The sequence below is a fragment of the Agrobacterium genomosp. 2 str. CFBP 5494 genome (assembly GCF_900013495.1).
GTDB classification, from domain to species: domain Bacteria; phylum Pseudomonadota; class Alphaproteobacteria; order Rhizobiales; family Rhizobiaceae; genus Agrobacterium; species Agrobacterium pusense.
On sequence record NZ_LT009719.1, the window covers coordinates 976026 to 992614 of the forward strand.

The 16589-nt window shown below is 59.9% G+C and carries 12 protein-coding genes; 6 read left to right on the forward strand and 6 right to left on the reverse strand.

Annotated features, from left to right (window positions below; translation table 11 throughout):
- Positions 1-286: 286 nt before the first annotated feature.
- From AGR2A_RS19385 to AGR2A_RS19395, 3 genes are read left to right on the forward strand one after another with little or no spacing between them, the layout of a single operon-like run.
- On the forward strand, positions 287-1483 hold the full coding sequence (locus AGR2A_RS19385) for a sialidase family protein (RefSeq protein WP_037090455.1): 1197 nt from the start codon (positions 287-289) through the stop codon (positions 1481-1483).
- On the forward strand, positions 1480-2436 hold the full coding sequence (gene pdxA / locus AGR2A_RS19390; protein ID WP_037090452.1) for a 4-hydroxythreonine-4-phosphate dehydrogenase PdxA: 957 nt from the start codon (positions 1480-1482) through the stop codon (positions 2434-2436). Before AGR2A_RS19385 ends, pdxA begins: the two co-directional genes overlap by 4 nt.
- Positions 2433-3560, forward strand: coding sequence for an iron-containing alcohol dehydrogenase (locus AGR2A_RS19395; protein ID WP_037090450.1), 1128 nt, complete (start codon positions 2433-2435; stop codon positions 3558-3560). The genes pdxA and AGR2A_RS19395 overlap by 4 nt, the downstream gene beginning before the upstream one ends.
- Before the next feature lie 56 nt (positions 3561-3616).
- Here AGR2A_RS19395 and AGR2A_RS19400 read toward each other — a convergent pair whose 3' ends face one another.
- The 4 genes from AGR2A_RS19400 to AGR2A_RS19415 form a co-directional block, all read right to left on the reverse strand.
- Positions 3617-4324: a FadR/GntR family transcriptional regulator gene (locus AGR2A_RS19400; RefSeq protein ID WP_037090449.1), complete on the reverse strand. Its 708-nt coding sequence runs from the start codon at positions 4322-4324 to the stop codon at positions 3617-3619.
- A 4-nt stretch (positions 4325-4328) separates the two neighbouring features.
- Positions 4329-5369, reverse strand: a complete 1041-nt coding sequence (locus AGR2A_RS19405; protein ID WP_037090448.1) for a four-carbon acid sugar kinase family protein — start codon at positions 5367-5369, stop codon at positions 4329-4331.
- A 184-nt stretch (positions 5370-5553) separates the two neighbouring features.
- Positions 5554-7797, reverse strand: a complete 2244-nt coding sequence (locus tag AGR2A_RS19410) for a polysaccharide deacetylase family protein (RefSeq protein ID WP_037090446.1) — start codon at positions 7795-7797, stop codon at positions 5554-5556.
- 156 nt (positions 7798-7953) lie between these two features.
- Positions 7954-8343, reverse strand: coding sequence for an acyl-CoA thioesterase (locus AGR2A_RS19415; protein WP_004437343.1), 390 nt, complete (start codon positions 8341-8343; stop codon positions 7954-7956).
- A 174-nt stretch (positions 8344-8517) separates the two neighbouring features.
- Here AGR2A_RS19415 and AGR2A_RS19420 point away from each other — a divergent pair, with 174 nt between their 5' ends.
- Entirely contained in the window at positions 8518-8712 is a 195-nt protein-coding gene (locus AGR2A_RS19420; RefSeq protein ID WP_004437341.1) for a hypothetical protein, read from the forward strand.
- A 39-nt stretch (positions 8713-8751) separates the two neighbouring features.
- Here AGR2A_RS19420 and AGR2A_RS19425 read toward each other — a convergent pair whose 3' ends face one another.
- Both AGR2A_RS19425 and AGR2A_RS29660 read right to left on the reverse strand, forming a co-directional pair.
- Positions 8752-10563: an ABC transporter ATP-binding protein/permease gene (locus AGR2A_RS19425; RefSeq protein ID WP_037090444.1), complete on the reverse strand. Its 1812-nt coding sequence runs from the start codon at positions 10561-10563 to the stop codon at positions 8752-8754.
- Positions 10520-10783, reverse strand: coding sequence for a hypothetical protein (locus AGR2A_RS29660; protein ID WP_037090442.1), 264 nt, complete (start codon positions 10781-10783; stop codon positions 10520-10522). The genes AGR2A_RS19425 and AGR2A_RS29660 overlap by 44 nt, the downstream gene beginning before the upstream one ends.
- A gap of 71 nt (positions 10784-10854) precedes the next feature.
- Here AGR2A_RS29660 and AGR2A_RS19435 point away from each other — a divergent pair, with 71 nt between their 5' ends.
- Both AGR2A_RS19435 and AGR2A_RS19440 read left to right on the forward strand, forming a co-directional pair.
- Positions 10855-14181, forward strand: a complete 3327-nt coding sequence (locus AGR2A_RS19435; protein WP_037090440.1) for a DUF2126 domain-containing protein — start codon at positions 10855-10857, stop codon at positions 14179-14181.
- A 1-nt stretch (position 14182) separates the two neighbouring features.
- Entirely contained in the window at positions 14183-16588 is a 2406-nt protein-coding gene (locus tag AGR2A_RS19440) for a circularly permuted type 2 ATP-grasp protein (protein WP_037090438.1), read from the forward strand.
- Position 16589: the final 1 nt, after the last annotated feature.

A 16589-nucleotide genomic window follows, 5' to 3' on the forward strand; every position in this document is an offset into this window, starting at 1 on the left:
TGGCGGTGGACCGCAAGAGGCAGTTAAAGGCCCCGTCTCCCGCATCGGGGAGCATGGCGTGCGGATGATCGTCTCCTCCACCCGTCATCAAAGCATCGACGCTATCGCATTTTTTGTCAATTTATTTTTCCTTACCGATTTCAGATCAGTCTCTGTTTATAATTTTTATTATTGTAAATCAACATATTAGATATAAAACTCCGAATGAATATCACGATATTTTTTACATAATAAACTTGACAACTTTTCGAATGTGCCGTTTTCATCTGCCCAAGAGGAGATCAAGATGACCCCTGATGACATCGCTCAGGCCATGACCGGAGATATCCACGTCACGTCAGAAAAACGGCGTGAAGCCTTTCTGCCATCGCCCATGATCCAGAACCATGCGAGCTTCCTGCATCTTCTGGACGATGGCGTGCTGCTCTGCGCATGGTTCGGGGGAACGCTCGAGGGAAAGTCGGATATTTCCATCTTCGCATCCGTGCTGACGCCCGGAGCCGGACGCTGGGGAGCGCCGCAGCGCCTCAGTCATGATACGGCCCACTCCGAACAGAATCCTGTTTTTTTCACCGCGCCGGATGGCGCTCTCTGGCTGTTTCACACCGCCCAGCCCTCCGGCAATCAAGATGAGTGCCGCATCCGCATGGCGAAAATCCATCGTAATCGGTCGGAACCGGAGAAGCTCATTTCGGAGGACGGACGATTTCTCGATCTTCCGAAGGGCTGTTTCATCCGCGCGCCGCTGCGTATCCGCGATGATAGAGCGTGGCTGTTGCCGATCTTCCGTTGCGTTCAGCGACCCGGACAGAAATGGAACGGCAGCCACGATACGGCAGCGCTCGGCATTTCCACGGACGATGGCGATACATGGACTTTGCAGGAATTGCCGGACTCGATCGGCTGCGTGCATATGAGCCCGGTGGCGGGAACGGACGGGCAACACTCCGCTTTTTTCCGCCGTCGCCAGGCCGATTTTGTCTACCGCACCGAAAGCAAGGATGGCGGTCGCTCATGGTCAAGGCCGCATCCGACCGATGTGCCGAACAACAATTCTTCCATCGCCGTGACAAGGCTCGGTAGCGGCCGGCTGGCAATGATTTGCAATCCCGTCAACGCCGCCCAGTCGAGCGACCGCCGCGCCTCGCTTTATGACGAACTCGGAGAGGACGATGGCAGGCCGGATGCTGATCCAAGCGGCGGATGCGTGCCCGTCTGGGGGGTGCCGCGCGCACCCGTCACAATCTGCCTTTCCGATGACAACGGGCGCAGCTTTCCGACCCGTATCCTGATCGAGGACGGGCCGGGCACATGTCTGTCGAACGATTCGACGGATGGCCGAAACCTGGAAATGTCCTATCCATGGCTTCTGGAGACACCTGACGGTGCGCTGCACGCGAGCTACACCTATCATCGTCGCGCCATCAAATATGTGCGGCTGGAGCCCGGCTGGGCCGAAACTGCGGACGGGAGAAAAAGATGAGCAATATTATAGGCATCACGATGGGCGATCCTTGCGGGGTTGGTCCCGAGATCACTGTCCGGGCATTTGCTGAAATGTCCGCTTCCGACCAGGCCGCAACGCGGATTTACGGAAACCTCGCCACGCTGGAGGCAGCAAGGCAGGCGCTCGGTCTCGATATCGATCTTGCCCCCCACGTGGCAGACTTGCCCGTTGAGGGTGCGCCTTTGCCCTGGGGCACGCTTTCACCGGTGGCCGGCGACGCCGCATTCCGCTTCATCCAAACGGCTGTGCGGGACGCCGAGGCAGGGCGGATCGGCTGCATCGTCACCGCGCCGATCAATAAGGAAGCGTTGAACCTTGCGGGCCACCATTATGACGGCCACACCGGCATGCTGCGCAGCCTGACAGGTGCCTCGGCCGCTTATATGCTGCTCGCATCCGAGCGGCTGAAGGTCATTCATGTTTCGACCCACGTCTCGCTGCAGGAGGCCATACGCCGGGCGACGACGGAGCGGGTGCTGGCCACCATTCGCGCCGGCAACGCCCACTTGAAGCGCATCGGCTACGAACGACCCCGCATCGCGGTGGCGGGCATCAATCCGCATTGCGGCGAAAACGGTCTTTTCGGCACCGAGGACGACGATCAGATCGCGCCGGCGGTTGCGGCCGCACGCACCGAAGGCATCGAAGTACAAGGGCCTGTTTCCGCCGATACCGTATTTCATCGCGCCTATTCAGGCGCTTTCGATCTCGTCGTCGCGCAATATCATGATCAGGGGCATATCCCCATCAAACTCGTCGCCTTTGACACCGCCGTCAATGTCTCCGTCGACCTGCCGATAGACCGTACCTCCGTCGATCACGGCACCGCCTTCGACATAGCCGGCAAGGGCATCGCCAATCACGGCAACATGAATGCGGCCATCGCCTATGCGCGCAAGCTCGTGGCAGGCAAGGGTGGAAAGGGATGAGCACCATGCCTACGGCTCCCATTCTTATCCACCAGCCGCGCAGGCTCGCGGTTGGCGCAGGCACCGTCGCGCAGGTTGGTGACTGGGCCGGCAAAACCGCCTCAACACTGGTAATCGCGACGCCGCTGACGGCAAAATTCGCCGAACGTCTGCAACTGCAAGGGCCCTTTGCCGTCTTCGACGCCATTCCGGGTGAGCCGGATACGACGACACTGGACGCCGCTCTCAACGCGGCGCGCACTGCCAGGCCCGATCTCATCATCGGCCTCGGCGGCGGTTCGGTGATGGATGTGGCAAAGCTTGTCGCCGCATTGTGGAATTCAGATCAGACGCTTGAGGACGTCGCCGGACCTAACAAGGTCGCCCGTCGCGATACGCGCCTCGTGCAGATAGCCACCACGGCCGGCACCGGCTCGGAAGCAGGCATCCGCTCGCTGATCACCGATCCCCTCAAGGGCAGCAAGATCGCCGTCGAAAGCCCATATCTGATCGCGGATTTCGCTATTCTCGATCCGGAACTCACCTACTCCGTACCATCGGCCGTAACTGCGGCAACAGGCATCGACGCCATGGCCCATTGCGTCGAAGCCTTTACCAACCGCAAGGCCCATCCAATGATTGACGGCTTTGCCCGCATGGGCTTCACGCTGGTCGGGAAATATCTCGCCCGCGCCGTTCGCGACGGTTCGGATACGGAAGCGCGGGAAGGCATGATGCTCGCCTCCTATTATGGCGGCATTTGCCTCGGCCCGGTCAACACGGCGGCCGGCCACGCCATCGCCTATCCGCTCGGCACGCGTCTCAGCCTGCCGCACGGGCTGGCCAACGCCATCGTCTTTCCACATGTGCTGGCCTTCAATCAGCCTGCGGTTTCCGCGAAGACGGCGGAAGTGGCTGGAGCGTTGGGGCTTCGTGACAATCTCTCGCCCGGTGATCTGCGCAAGGCAGCAACCGATTTCTGCGCGGCGCTCGGCATCGAAATGTCGCTTGCCAAACACGGAGCAGCCGAGGCCGAACTGACCCGCTATGCCGAGGATGCCCATGCCATCCGCAGGTTGATGGATAACAACCCCGTCGACATGACCCTGCAGGACGTGCTGGGAATTTACCGTCACGCCTACTGAAGCAGAACCGATGCGCGTGACCGCGCATCGGTTCTCGGGCCGTTTACTTGAGCCGCCTAATCTCCGTGCGATGACTCGAAGAGCCGGTCGCGCGATCCTGTCAGGTGCTGCAGCATCAATTGGCGGGCTGAATCGGCATCTCCATCCGCGATCGCCTTTGCGATGGCCTCGTGCTCGGCAAAAACGCGGGTCAGGCCCGAGGCCTCGCGCTTTACGGACATGCCGTGGAATTTCATCCCGACCGCGATATGATCCTTGAGAGCCTCCATCGCGGTGGAGAAATAGCTGTTCCGCGCCGCCCGCGCGATGGCAAGGTGGAACTGATAGTCGGCATCCTCGCGGTGGGACTGGCGGTTGGTCGCATCCCGCATCAGCTCAAGCGCCTTCCTGATGGCGGAAAGTCTCTCGGCGTCATGCCGTAATGCCGCGGCAGCGGCCGCCGCGGGCTCGAGCGTCAGCCTGAATTCGTAGCAATTCAGAAGGTCCGCAACGTTTTCCAGCTGTCCGAAGCCAAGCGGTTCACGCAGACCGAAGGCCCGGACATAGCTGCCGGAACCTCTGCGGGAGTAAATGAAACCCTGCTCGCGTAATCGCCGTAGTGCCTCGCGAACGACCGGCCGGGACACTTCGAATTCCATGGCGAGTTCATGTTCGGTTGGCAATCTTTCATCCGGCTTGTAGGCGCCGGATTTTATCGCCCGGTGCATCCTTTCGAAAATAATGTCCGGAAGTGCCTTGCGCGCCGTTTCTTTCATCAGCCCCATCTGGTCAGCTCTCTCCAGCATCTGTCGCGCCAAGCATCATTTTCGCGATACGTTTCAGTGTGTCAGCTTGCCCAAAACCGCCCGATTTCGCAATGATGCATTGGTTTCCCGCCCAGCCGACACCGAGGCCCGGCAGGCACTCGCCGGCAAGACGCAGCCGCAAAATGCCCATCGCGCGCAGCACCGCCTCGGCCGTTGCCCCACCCGACAGAAGCAGCCTGCCCGCGCCGGCCGTGAAGTGCGGAACGACCCCTTCCGCCAGCCGGTCTGAAACTTCAAGCGAAGAAAGATACTCATCCCCCTGGGTTGCCTGAATGAGGGAAAGGTCGACGTCTTCCTCCTCGTCCCGCGGAACGGCACCGTTGGGCGCTTCAATGATCGACACCAGATCCGCGCTCTTGAGGACGTCAATCTGCTCCAATGTAATCGGATCGCGGGAACCGATGACAAAGATCCCCTTGCCAGGTGGAACGGTTGCAACATCGGGCAGGACGCGCGCCGCCATCACCGAAGCCAGCGTCTCAGCAAGACCACGCGCGCCAATGAAAAGATCAACCCCTTCAGCCTGCGCGGCAGAAAGGGCCTGCCTGATATCGTCAGTCGTTCGCGTATCGGGTATTGAACAACGCAGGGCATGTCTTCCCAGTTTTTCATCAATCGCGATGGCGGTTTCAACCCCAAAGCCCGAGACGGCGCCGCCACTGACGATACGTCCGAAATCCGGAATCGCCGGCACGACAAGAGCGCGCCGGAAAGAAATTGCATCCATTTCAGCCGCTATATGTCCCTTCAGGCGGGAATCGATCTTTTTGAACAGGATCGTGTCGGCTGGAACCAGTGCCAGTAGTTCCTGTGTGCGACGTCGGGCCTCGTCCGCCTTCCCATCGCGGCATCCAAGATTGACGCTGAGAACGGCAGGGGCAGCGGCCAGCGCCGCATGCACGCCTTCCAGCCCCGTTGCCACCTCTGTCACCATTCCGCGCCCGGCAAAGGGGGCGGCCGCGTCGAGCGCGCCGGTCAGATCATCGGCAAAAATCAACAGCACGGCATCGCCTTCGAAAAGTTGTAAGGTTTGACATCGATAAATTTATTTATATTCAATAGATAAAGAGATGTGAATAACAAAATTGATCGCACGGACCTTTCAAGTCGCCGGAGAAAAATGGAAAGCAAGATCAGCCATGCCCACCGGTAGCGGGTGCCAGCAAGGATGACGAACCCTCGCGTCGCTAAACGAAGCGGAAAGGCAGACCGGAGATAAGGGCTTTGACGAAGCGCTTTTTCTGAAAGCGGCCGTTCAGTGAAACACGCGGCAAGAGTGTGGGCTTTTCGAGACTGCCGAGGCCGAGAACCCCCGCCTGTGTGGTAACTGCCGCGGAAAACCCTGCGTCCGATACCGCCTTCGCCTCGCGCTCGCCCACCGCCTTCGTCCAACCATAGGGATAAGAAAAGGAGCGCGGTGTATGGCCCGCATATTCCTCTACCCGGCGCTTCGATTCCGCAATCTCGTAAGCCAGGCGCTCAGCGTCGATCTTGCGCATATTCACATGGGTCATGGTATGGGCGCCGAGATGCACCAGAGGATCCTCCGACAGCGCCCTGAGTTCTGCCGCATCCATGATAAGCTCGTCCACGATGTCAACCGGATCGATTCCACACTGTCGAGCGGCGCGATCGATCCTCTCCACCGCTTCATCTTCGGCGGCACTTTGGACAAAATTTTCCAGCCGCGCGAATGCATCCGCTTTTTGCAGGGGCGTTCCGCATGTCACGTGCTCCGGCCCTGCCCCGAAATCGAAATCGAACCACGCCGCCTTCTGCGTCAAGGCGGCGGCGGTCTCCCACCACAGGCCGCGTTTACGCTCGACAAAACCGGGCGTGATGAAGATCGTGTAGGGAACGCCATATTTGCGAAAGATCGGCGCGGCGTAGTCTGCGTTGTTGCGATAGCCATCATCAAGCGTGAAGGCACAAAACGACCGGTCTTCTCCGCTGCCGGCAAGCAGTGCCGGAAGATCATGCAGGTGCACGGGAACGAGACCCGATTCGAGCGCCGCCTGTATGGCCTCTTCGAGGAACTCCGGCGTGACGGACAATTGTACATTGGGCGCGAAAGCCGAAACAGCGCCGCCCGGACGCACGTGGTGAAGCGTGAAGATGACACCTCGCCCGGCAAGCGAAGGGAATGCCGAGCGGACAGCCGGAAGGGAACTCACCTCCAGCCCGGCCCTTATGACGGTGTATTTCACAAGGCGTTTTACCGGCTGCAGAAAAAGTCCCGCCGGTTGTCGCGACGACAGGCCGGGTAATATCCGCTTTTTCAACACCCTGAAGGCTGTGAGCGGCAGGTCGATCAGGCCCGGCAGCGGGTCATTCAGCGCAAATGCAGCCCAACTGCGGACTTTGGCGAGGGACGCAAGATAGTCGGCAGCCCGCACCTCCCCTCTCCGCCCCAGGGTAAATGCGGCAACAAGATCACGGACAAGATAGGACCACGACGTGCCGTTGCGGGCCTTGACCGGCTCGCCGGTCGGCTCTTCGTTGGCGGCACGCCATAACAATGCGCCAAGATCAATGCCGGCAGCAGAACAGAGGCCGAACCACGACCAAGGACGCGGATTCACATCGAGAAGTTTCAGCGTCCCGTCCCGGTCATCGAACTTGAATTCCACCTCGACCAGTCCGCTATGACCGGCGGACCTCAATATTGTCCGGGCGGCATCGATCGCCGACGGGTTGTCGACAATCTCGACCCGAGTGCTGGTGTAACCGAAATCGACCGGATACTGACGGATGCGCCGGGCGGTGAATTCCGCCACTGGTTCTCCGTTCAGCCACAGGGCAGCATAGGAGAACTGGTTTCGTCCGCCACCTGGAATGAGTTCCTGCACCACCACATTGCCGGCGCCGATCTCTTCGCTGGCCTCGGCAAAGGCGGCTTTCAGGGCCTGCCGATCTTCGGCGCGGACGACCTTGGCGCGGGCAATCGCAGTATCGCCGCCGCCCATATTTGGCTTGAGAATGACGGGAAACAGCACGTCAAGCGCATCGATATCAGCGGCTGATGCCAGCGCATAGGTCCTGGGAATGCTGACGCCGAGTTCCGCCGCACGCCTGTATAGCAGCGGTTTTTCACACAGCCATTGCAGCGCCGCCCAGTCTGGCAGAACGATCTTGTAGAGAGCCGAAAGTTCATCGTGATGCTGCGAAACGAGCTGAACCTCACCATCGCCGGATGGGACCAGCAGCCAACCCTTGAGATGATGCCTGTCGGCCATCTGCCGCAGGAAAGACATTGCCCCTGCGTCGTGCGGACCGGCCCAGCGTATTGTCTCCCGCACGAAACGCGACCAGCTAGGCAGGGGTGAGTCATGGGTGAGGTAATAAACAGGCACATTCAGGGCCCCGAGGCTGCGCGCGAGGGCGAGCGTGCCATGAGCGCCGCCGACAATAACAACACCTGGAATGGTCAAAGCCTGATCCCCGTCCTACTCCATATCTTGATCGCAAAAATTGATAAATAAATTCGATATTTCCGAAATATGGGGGTCGCGGAAAGGCCAAGGCGCTTGCGCTGCCGGTCTCTCCACGATGCGTTCCGGACAGCATCCGGAAGGAAAATCAACGCCTCATACGTCTTTCCGAACCGGGCGCGGCTCACCGTTCTCATCGACGGCGACCATGATGAAGACGGCCTCTGTCACCTTTTCACGCGAATCCCGATAGTGCCGGCGCGTCCAGGCTTCGATCTTGAGCGTGACGGAGGTGCGGCCAATCTTTTCGATGCGGGTATAGACGCACAATGTATCACCGATCTTGACCGGCTTCTTGAAGACGATCTCGTTGACTGCGACCGTGACGGTTCGGCCGCCGGCCACATCATTGGCGCGGACGAAGGCGGCAAGGTCCATCTGCGACATGACCCAGCCGCCGAAAATATCGCCGGCCGGATTGGCATCGGCAGGCATGGCAAGCGTTCTGAGCGTCAGTTCCATATCGGCGGGCGGCTGCTGATCCATCTGTCAAATTCCTTTCACAAACCTCCCGCTGCCGGACTTAAACAACCGCACCCCTTCCGCCAATAGCCGATTTGTCGCGGCAGCCCTTCCAAAACCGCAAGGAATCACAGGGGCATCGTAAGCTTCGGTTAACCATGATGGGGCACGATTCCAAAAAAGCGCGGGGGCGTACAAATGGCCTATGACTGGAGTGGAAACAACACGATACAGCAGCGTTACGATCGTATAGTTCTGGCGGTCGCTAGCGTTGTCGCCATCAGCCTGGCAACAGGTACACTGGCTTTCCGCTCACAGGTGGAGCCGAACAACACCATAAGTATCGCCAAACAACAGCGGCTCAACTCTGAAAAATGGCATTTGCGGCTCTGATACGCCTCGATCGGCACACCCGGCAGCACGACCATTGAGCTATTGCGAGGTGCCGCCATCGCGCCTGTCGGTCCCGTCCTTCTGGGAGACGTGGTCTAGATGGGCGACCGCCGGAGAAAGAATCGACAGAAAAGTCTCGGACCGGCCGATATAAACAATCGCCGCGCCCTCGATCCCGTTCAAAACCCCGGCCAGCGTGTCCTGCGTCTGTTTTTCCAAGCCTTCCAGCAGATCGTCAATGACGATGAATTTCGGTTTCAGCAACAGCGCATTGGCAACCCGGATGCTGGCCTGTTCGTCCGAATCCAGTTTTTTGTCCCAACGGATGTTTTCATCAAGACGAGAGGCCATCTCGCCGAGACCCGATGCGGCGAGCGCCGAAACATAGTCCTCATCCGCAAAGCGCTGGGGTGCACGCGGATAAGCCATGATTTCGCGCAGCGTTCCTGCCGGTAGATAACCGTGCTGAGCAATGAAAAGCGTGTCGGTTTGATCCGGCATCTCTATCCTGCCCTGGCCCCAGGGCCACAGCCCCGCCATAGCTGCGAACAAAAGCCGCCGGTTCACACCCTGCTCGCCATTGATCATCAGCCGTTCGCCCGGCCCGACCTCGACATCCGCCTCATGCAGCATGAACCCGCGTTCAATGTCCTGCCCGCCCGCATCGCGGCAGATCGTAACCGACTGAAGACGGATTCTGTCATTCTCCGCGCTGCGTTGCAGATCGATCGTCAGGCCGTGCTGTTCCACGCTGTCCATCTGGATCAAAGCGTTCCGGAACACGGAGACACGCTGCAACGTCGCCTTCCAGCTGGCGATCGGCCCGAAATTGTCGATATACCAGCGTAACGCCGTATTCACCTGATTGAAGGCGCCGACCGCCATCATCAGCCCGCCGAAAGTGAGATTGCCGGAAAAATAGACCGGAGCCGCGATCAGGATCGGCGCCACCACCGCCAGCCAGCCATATCCCGCCGAGACCCAGGTCAGATGTGTCAGCGCCATGGCGAGTCCCCGGATGACACCGAGGACGGCATCGATATCGACGCCAATCCGCCGCCTCTCATTTTTTTCGCCACGCGCAAGGGCAATGGCGGCAAGATTTTCGCTGGCCCGCATCAACGAAAAGCGAAGCTCAGCCTCTTTGGAATAACGCTCCGCGTTCAGCCCCACCAGCCGATAACCGACGAGGTTGCTGAGCAGGGAAGCGGAACCGGCATAAAGGATTGCCGCCCAGACCATATAGCCGGGGATAGCATAGGTATCGCCGCTGATGGTAATGGCAAAGCCCGCCGAGAGCGACCAGAGGACGCCGATGAAGCTGACAAGCAGGATCGTCGCGTTCACAAGACCGATCGAAAGCGCCGTACTGCTTTCGGCGAGGTTGCGGACATCGTCATGGAGCCGCTGGTCCGGATTGATGGCTATCGTACCGAAACTGGCGAGGCGGGCGGCTCGACCCGGCTTCAGCCACTGGTCCACCATATCCTTGGCAAGACCCTCGCGCATGTTAAGCGCCGTCATCTGGTTGAGCCAGGTCTGAATGACGTTGAGGAGCAGCAACAGCCCGGCGATAACCGCGAAAACCTCGAGCTGATGAAGGAAGGCGTCGAGATCGCGCCGTTCCAGCGCGTTATAAAACGGCGCATTCCATTCATTGAGCCTGATCTGCCCGTAGGCCGTCAGCAATATCACCGTGAGAAGGGCCATCGACAGCAAGATCAGACGGTTGCGCACCGGCGATGTCCAGAAGGCGCGCCCCATCACGCGCAGCTGAGCCGGAAAATCGAGATCGAAGCCCGAAAGGTTAGCCGCGCCCTTGCGCTGATCGTCGCTTACCGATGTTGCCATTCATCCATTCCGAAACGTCAGTGGGCAAAGAAAGCCGGTCGCGATTCTGCGCCTTTCGATGCCAAGCAATAACACGCCGTTCGACCATGTCCACAATGCCGGCGAAATCTCCGCGGCGACAACCTGAAAGCCCGCGCAATTCTTCGTGCAGGCAAACGAAGCGGCTTCGACCAACAATGCGATTGCCCCAGGAAATGATCCTTGCTTTCTTTTCCTGCATTGCACAAAATCCGAGTAATTTCAGAGGGGCGGACAAACCGCATAAGCCGGAAAACCGGGCAAGGCAGATTAATGGCGATCAAAGCGAGCATCTATCATCTGACGCATTATAAATACGACAATCCGGTTCGCCTTGGACCACAGATCATCAGACTGAAGCCCGCCTCACATTCCAGAACCAGCGTCATCAGCCATTCTCTCAAGGTTTCACCCTCCAATCACTTCGTGAACCTTCAGCAGGATCCCTACGGTAATTACCTTGCCCGCTTCGTTTTTCCGGAACCGGTGAGTGAATTCAAGATCGAGGTCGATCTTGTCGCCGATATGACGGTTTATAATCCGTTCGATTTCTTTGTGGAGGAAGAGGCGACAAAGTGGCCCTTCGACTATCCGCAGGAACTGCGCGACGATCTCTCCATCTACATGAAGCCGGAACCGACCGGTCCTCTGCTCGCCGCCTTCATGGCCACTGTCGACCGCACTCCAGGTCAACAGACGGTGGACATGGTCGTCGGCCTCAACGCCCGCCTGCAGCAGGAGATCGGTTACGTCATCCGCATGGAACCCGGCGTCCAGACACCTGAGGAGACGCTTGCTTCCGGCAAGGGGTCCTGCCGCGATACCAGCTGGCTGCTCGTGCAGGTCCTGAGGCATCTTGGCCTCGCTGCCCGTTTCGTGTCGGGATATCTCATCCAGTTGACACCGGACCTCAAGGCGCTGGACGGCCCCTCCGGCACCGAAGTGGACTTCACCGATCTGCACGCATGGGCCGAGGTTTATATGCCGGGTGCGGGCTGGATCGGCCTCGACCCCACTTCCGGTCTATTGACCGGCGAGAGCCATATTCCTTTGGCGGCAACACCGCATTACCGCAACGCCGCGCCTATTTCCGGCGGCTATTACGGCCATGCCAACACGGAATTCGCCTTCGACATGCAGGTCCGGCGGGTTGCCGAGACGCCGCGCATCACCAAGCCTTTTTCGGACGAAAGCTGGGAAGAACTCAATGCGCTCGGCCAGGAGGTCGATGAGGTTCTGAATACCCATGATGTCCGGTTGACCATGGGCGGCGAACCGACCTTCGTTTCCATCGACGATTTCGAATCCGATGAGTGGAACACCGGTGCGGTGGGGCCGACAAAGCGCGAAAAGGCCGACCTGCTGATCCGCCGCCTGCGCGAGCGTTTCGCACCGGGTGGGTTTTTGCATTACGGCCAGGGAAAATGGTATCCGGGCGAAAGCCTGCCGCGCTGGACGTTCTCGCTTTATTGGCGCAAGGATGGCCTGCCAATCTGGCAGAACCCGGCGCTTATCGCCGAGGAGGGCGCGAATACCGGCGCAAAGGCGGAAGACGCGCAGAAACTGCTGGGCGGCATCGCCTCCCATCTCGGCATCGAACGGGAGCTGGTGCTGCCGGCCTATGAGGATCCGGCGGAATGGATCATCAAGGAAGGCAGCCTTCCCGACAATGTTGACCCGTCAAATTCCAAGCTGAAGGACCCGGAGGAGCGAAACCGCATAGCCCGCGTCTTCGAGCGGGGACTGACGACACCGACCGGCTATATTCTTCCCGTTCAGGCGTGGAATGCGCGCGCCGCCGGCAAGCGCTGGATCAGCGAAAAATGGAAGACGCGGCGCGGTAAAATATTCCTCGTTCCGGGTGACAGCCCGGTGGGTTACCGCCTGCCACTCGGCACGCTGCCCTATGTGCCGCCCTCCGCCTATCCCTATATTCACGAGGCCGACCCCTCGATCCCTCGCGGTCCGCTTCCCGACGTCTTCACGCCATCGGGCCGCGCCATGCCCGAAGCTTCTTTCCATGCCAGCGAAGCTGCGGGGCAGGAACGCGTAGAGCAGACGATCGGCGAAATCGGCGGCGCGGTGCGCACCGCCATGTCGGTGGAACCGCGTGATGGCAGGCTCTGCGTCTTCATGCCGCCAGTGGAACGCATCGAGGACTATCTCGAGCTGATTGCAGCAGCGGAGGCGGCTGCCGCCGAGCTTGGATTGCCAGTCCACATAGAGGGTTATGCGCCGCCGCATGATGAGCGTATCAATGTAATCCGCGTCGCGCCTGATCCCGGTGTGATAGAGGTCAACATCCACCCCGCTTCAAGCTGGAAGGACTGTGTCGACATTACCACCGCAGTCTACGAAGAGGCGCGCCAGTCACGTCTCGGTGCCGACAAATTCATGATCGATGGCCGTCATACCGGCACCGGCGGCGGCAACCATGTGGTGGTGGGCGGCGCCAATCCCAATGACAGCCCATTCCTGCGCCGACCCGATCTTCTGAAAAGTCTTGTGCTGCACTGGCAGCGGCACCCCTCGCTTTCCTATCTCTTCTCAGGGCTCTTCATCGGCCCGACAAGCCAGGCGCCACGTATCGACGAAGCCCGGCACGACAGTCTCTACGAACTGGAGATCGCGCTTGCGCAGGTGCCGCTGCCCGGTGAAGGCGTTCCGCCCTTGCCATGGCTGGTTGACCGCCTGTTCCGCAATCTCCTGACGGATGTAACGGGCAATACCCACCGCGCCGAAATCTGCATCGACAAGCTGTTTTCGCCTGATGGACCGACCGGCCGCCTCGGGCTGGTGGAATTTCGCGGTTTCGAAATGCCGCCGAATGCGCGCATGTCGCTTGCCCAGCAGTTGCTGGTGCGTGCTCTCATCGCGCGTTTCTGGAAAAACCCGGCCGTCGGCAAATTCGTGCGCTGGGGCACGGCACTCGCCGATCGTTTCATGCTACCGCATTATATCTGGGCGGATTTCCTGGATGTGCTTGCAGACCTCAGGGAAAACGGTTTCGACCTGAAGCCCGAATGGTTCACCGCCCAGCAGGAGTTCCGTTTCCCCTTCTTCGGGGAGGTGGAATATGAAGGATCAAAGCTGGAATTGCGCCAGGCGCTGGAACCTTGGCATGTGATGGGCGAACAGGGCGCCATCGGCGGCACCGTGCGTTATGTCGACAGCTCCGTCGAGCGCCTGCAGGTGCGGCTCGAAACGTCCAATCCCGCCCGCTACGCGGTGGCCTGCAACGGCCGCGCCGTTCCGCTGACTCCGACGGAAAACCGCAGCGTCGCAGTTGCCGGCGTCCGCTTCAAGGCATGGCAGCCCACTTCCGGCCTGCATCCCGTGCTGCCCGTCAATTCACCCTTGACCTTTGACATTTATGATACATGGTCGAGGCGATCGATCGGCGGATGCATCTATCATGTTGCTCATCCGGGCGGGCGCAATTACGAGACATTTCCCGTCAACGGCAATGAGGCGGAGGCACGCCGCCTCGCCCGTTTCGAACCATGGGGGCATACGGCAGGGCAATATCCGCTTCGGGCGGAAACCGTGTCGCCAGAATTTCCGCTGACGCTCGATCTGCGCCGGCCTTACGGAGTATAAATTGTCCAAAGCCCCGGCAACGGAACGCAAGACGGAAACGAGCGCGCGACCAAGCGGGCTTGAATATTCGCCCTTGCCTGGCGTTGCCGACGAAATGCTCGATAATAACGGCGCGGTGAGACCGGTCTGGAAGACCCTGCTCGAGGCCCTCTCGCGCATGTCTGAGCGGGAGCTGCATGAGCGTTTTGCCCGCACTGACCGCTATCTGCGCGATGCCGGCGTGTTCTACCGCGATTACGGCAAGGGCAGCAGCGAAAGAAACTGGCCGATCTCCCATATTCCGGTGCTGATCGACGACCGGGAATGGACGGTTCTTGCCGAGGGGTTGAAGCAGCGCGCCAATCTTCTGGAAGCCATGGTCGCCGATTTTTACGGCGAAAACCGACTGGTGAAGGAAGGTTATGTGCCGCCGGCGCTGATTGCCTCCAATCCCGAATATCTGCGCCCCATGGTCGGCGTAAAGCCGGCAAGCGGTCATTACCTGCATTTCTGTTCCTTCGAGATCGGGCGTGGGCCAGATGGCAACTGGTGGGTGCTGGCCGACAGGACGCAGGCGCCCTCCGGTGCGGGTTTCGCGCTCGAAAACCGGGTGGCGACCACGCGTGCGCTCTCCGACATCTATGCCGAAACCCATGTTCACCGTCTGGCCTCGTTTTTTGGTGCTTTCCGCGACACGCTGCAGGCGCAAAGAAAACACCCTGACGACCGGATCGCCGTGTTAACGCCCGGCCCGGCCAACGAGACCTATTTCGAACACGCCTATATCGCCCGTTATCTTGGCTTCATGCTGCTGGAGGGCGAAGACCTGACCGTTGTCAATGGCCGCGTCATGGTCAGAACGGTTGCCGGGTTGAAGCCGATCGGCGTCCTCTGGCGGCGTCTCGACGCATCCTATTCCGATCCGCTGGAGCTCAACCAGCAATCCCATATCGGCACGCCGGGCATGGTACAGGCATTGCGCAATGAAGCGCTCACCATCGTCAACGCGCTCGGCAGCGGAATTCTGGAAACGCGGGCGCTGCTTGCCTTCATGCCGCGCATCTGCCGCCACATTCTCGGCGAAGAACTGAAATTGCCGTCCATCGCCACCTGGTGGTGCGGACAGGAGGCTGAACGCCGTCACGTCGCCGGCAATATCGAAGGCATGGTCATTGGCCCGGCCTATTCCCGGCTTCCATTCTTCGACGATAACGGCCAGTCCGTGCTCGGCTCTTCCCTGAGAGAAACTGCAAAGGAATCGATCAGCGACTGGCTTGCCTCCGATGGCCACAGGCTGGTGGGCCAGGAAGTGGTGAAGCTTTCAACCACCCCGGCCTATATTGACAACAAGCTCGTGCCGCGCCCGATGAGCCTTCGTGTATTTGCCGCCCGTACCCAGGATGGCTGGCAGATCATGCCGGGTGGCTTTGCCCGGATCGGCAGCGGTGACGACGTGTCCGCCATCGCCATGCAATCGGGCGGAAGCGCGGCTGATGTCTGGATCGTCAGCGACAGACCGGTGGAGCGCACCACGCTTCTGCCGGCGGAAGAGAGCTTCACCCGCAACATGCCGGGCAGCCTGCCAAGCCGCGCGGCCGACAATCTCTTCTGGCTGGGTCGTTACATCGAGCGCTCTGAAGGCGCCTTGCGCATCCTTCGCGCCTGGCATGGGCGTTATGCCGAATCCGCTGATCCGCGCCAGCCGCTGCTCGCGCATGTCACGCGGTATCTCGAAGCGCTTGATGTGGAGATGAACGATGCCGTGCCGGAAAGCCTGCTTACCAACATCAACAGCGCGCTTTATTCCGCCAGCAACATTCGTGACCGCTTTTCACCGGACGGATGGCTGGCGCTGAACGACCTTGCCAAGACAGCCCGCCGTTTCCACGCGAAAGTGGCTCCCGGCGACGACGCGACCCATGCCATGACGGTCCTCTTGCGCAAGCTTGCGGGCTTTGCCGGCCTGGTGCACGAAAACATGTATCGCTTTACCGGCTGGCGTTTCCTGTCGATCGGCCGTTATCTCGAACGCGGACTGCATATGACGCGTCTTCTCGGCCATATGACCGGCCCGGACGCGCCAGATGGATCCTATGACATGCTGCTTGAAATCGGCGACAGCGTCATGACCCATCGCCGGCGCTATAACGTCAATACGGCAGGTCTGACCGTGACCGATCTTCTGGCACTCGACCCGCTCAATCCCCGCTCGATCCTGTTTCAGCTGAACGAGATCCGCACCGAGGTGGAGCAGCTTCCAAACGCCTTCGTCAACGGCCAGATGTCGCCCTTCTACCGCGAGGCGATGCGTCTGCATTCCGGGTTGGCGGTCATGACGCCGGAAAACATGAATGGCGCGATCTACCGCCAGCTCGAAACCGACATGGAGCATCTTTCCGATGTTCTGGCCCGGACCTATCTTGGATAAT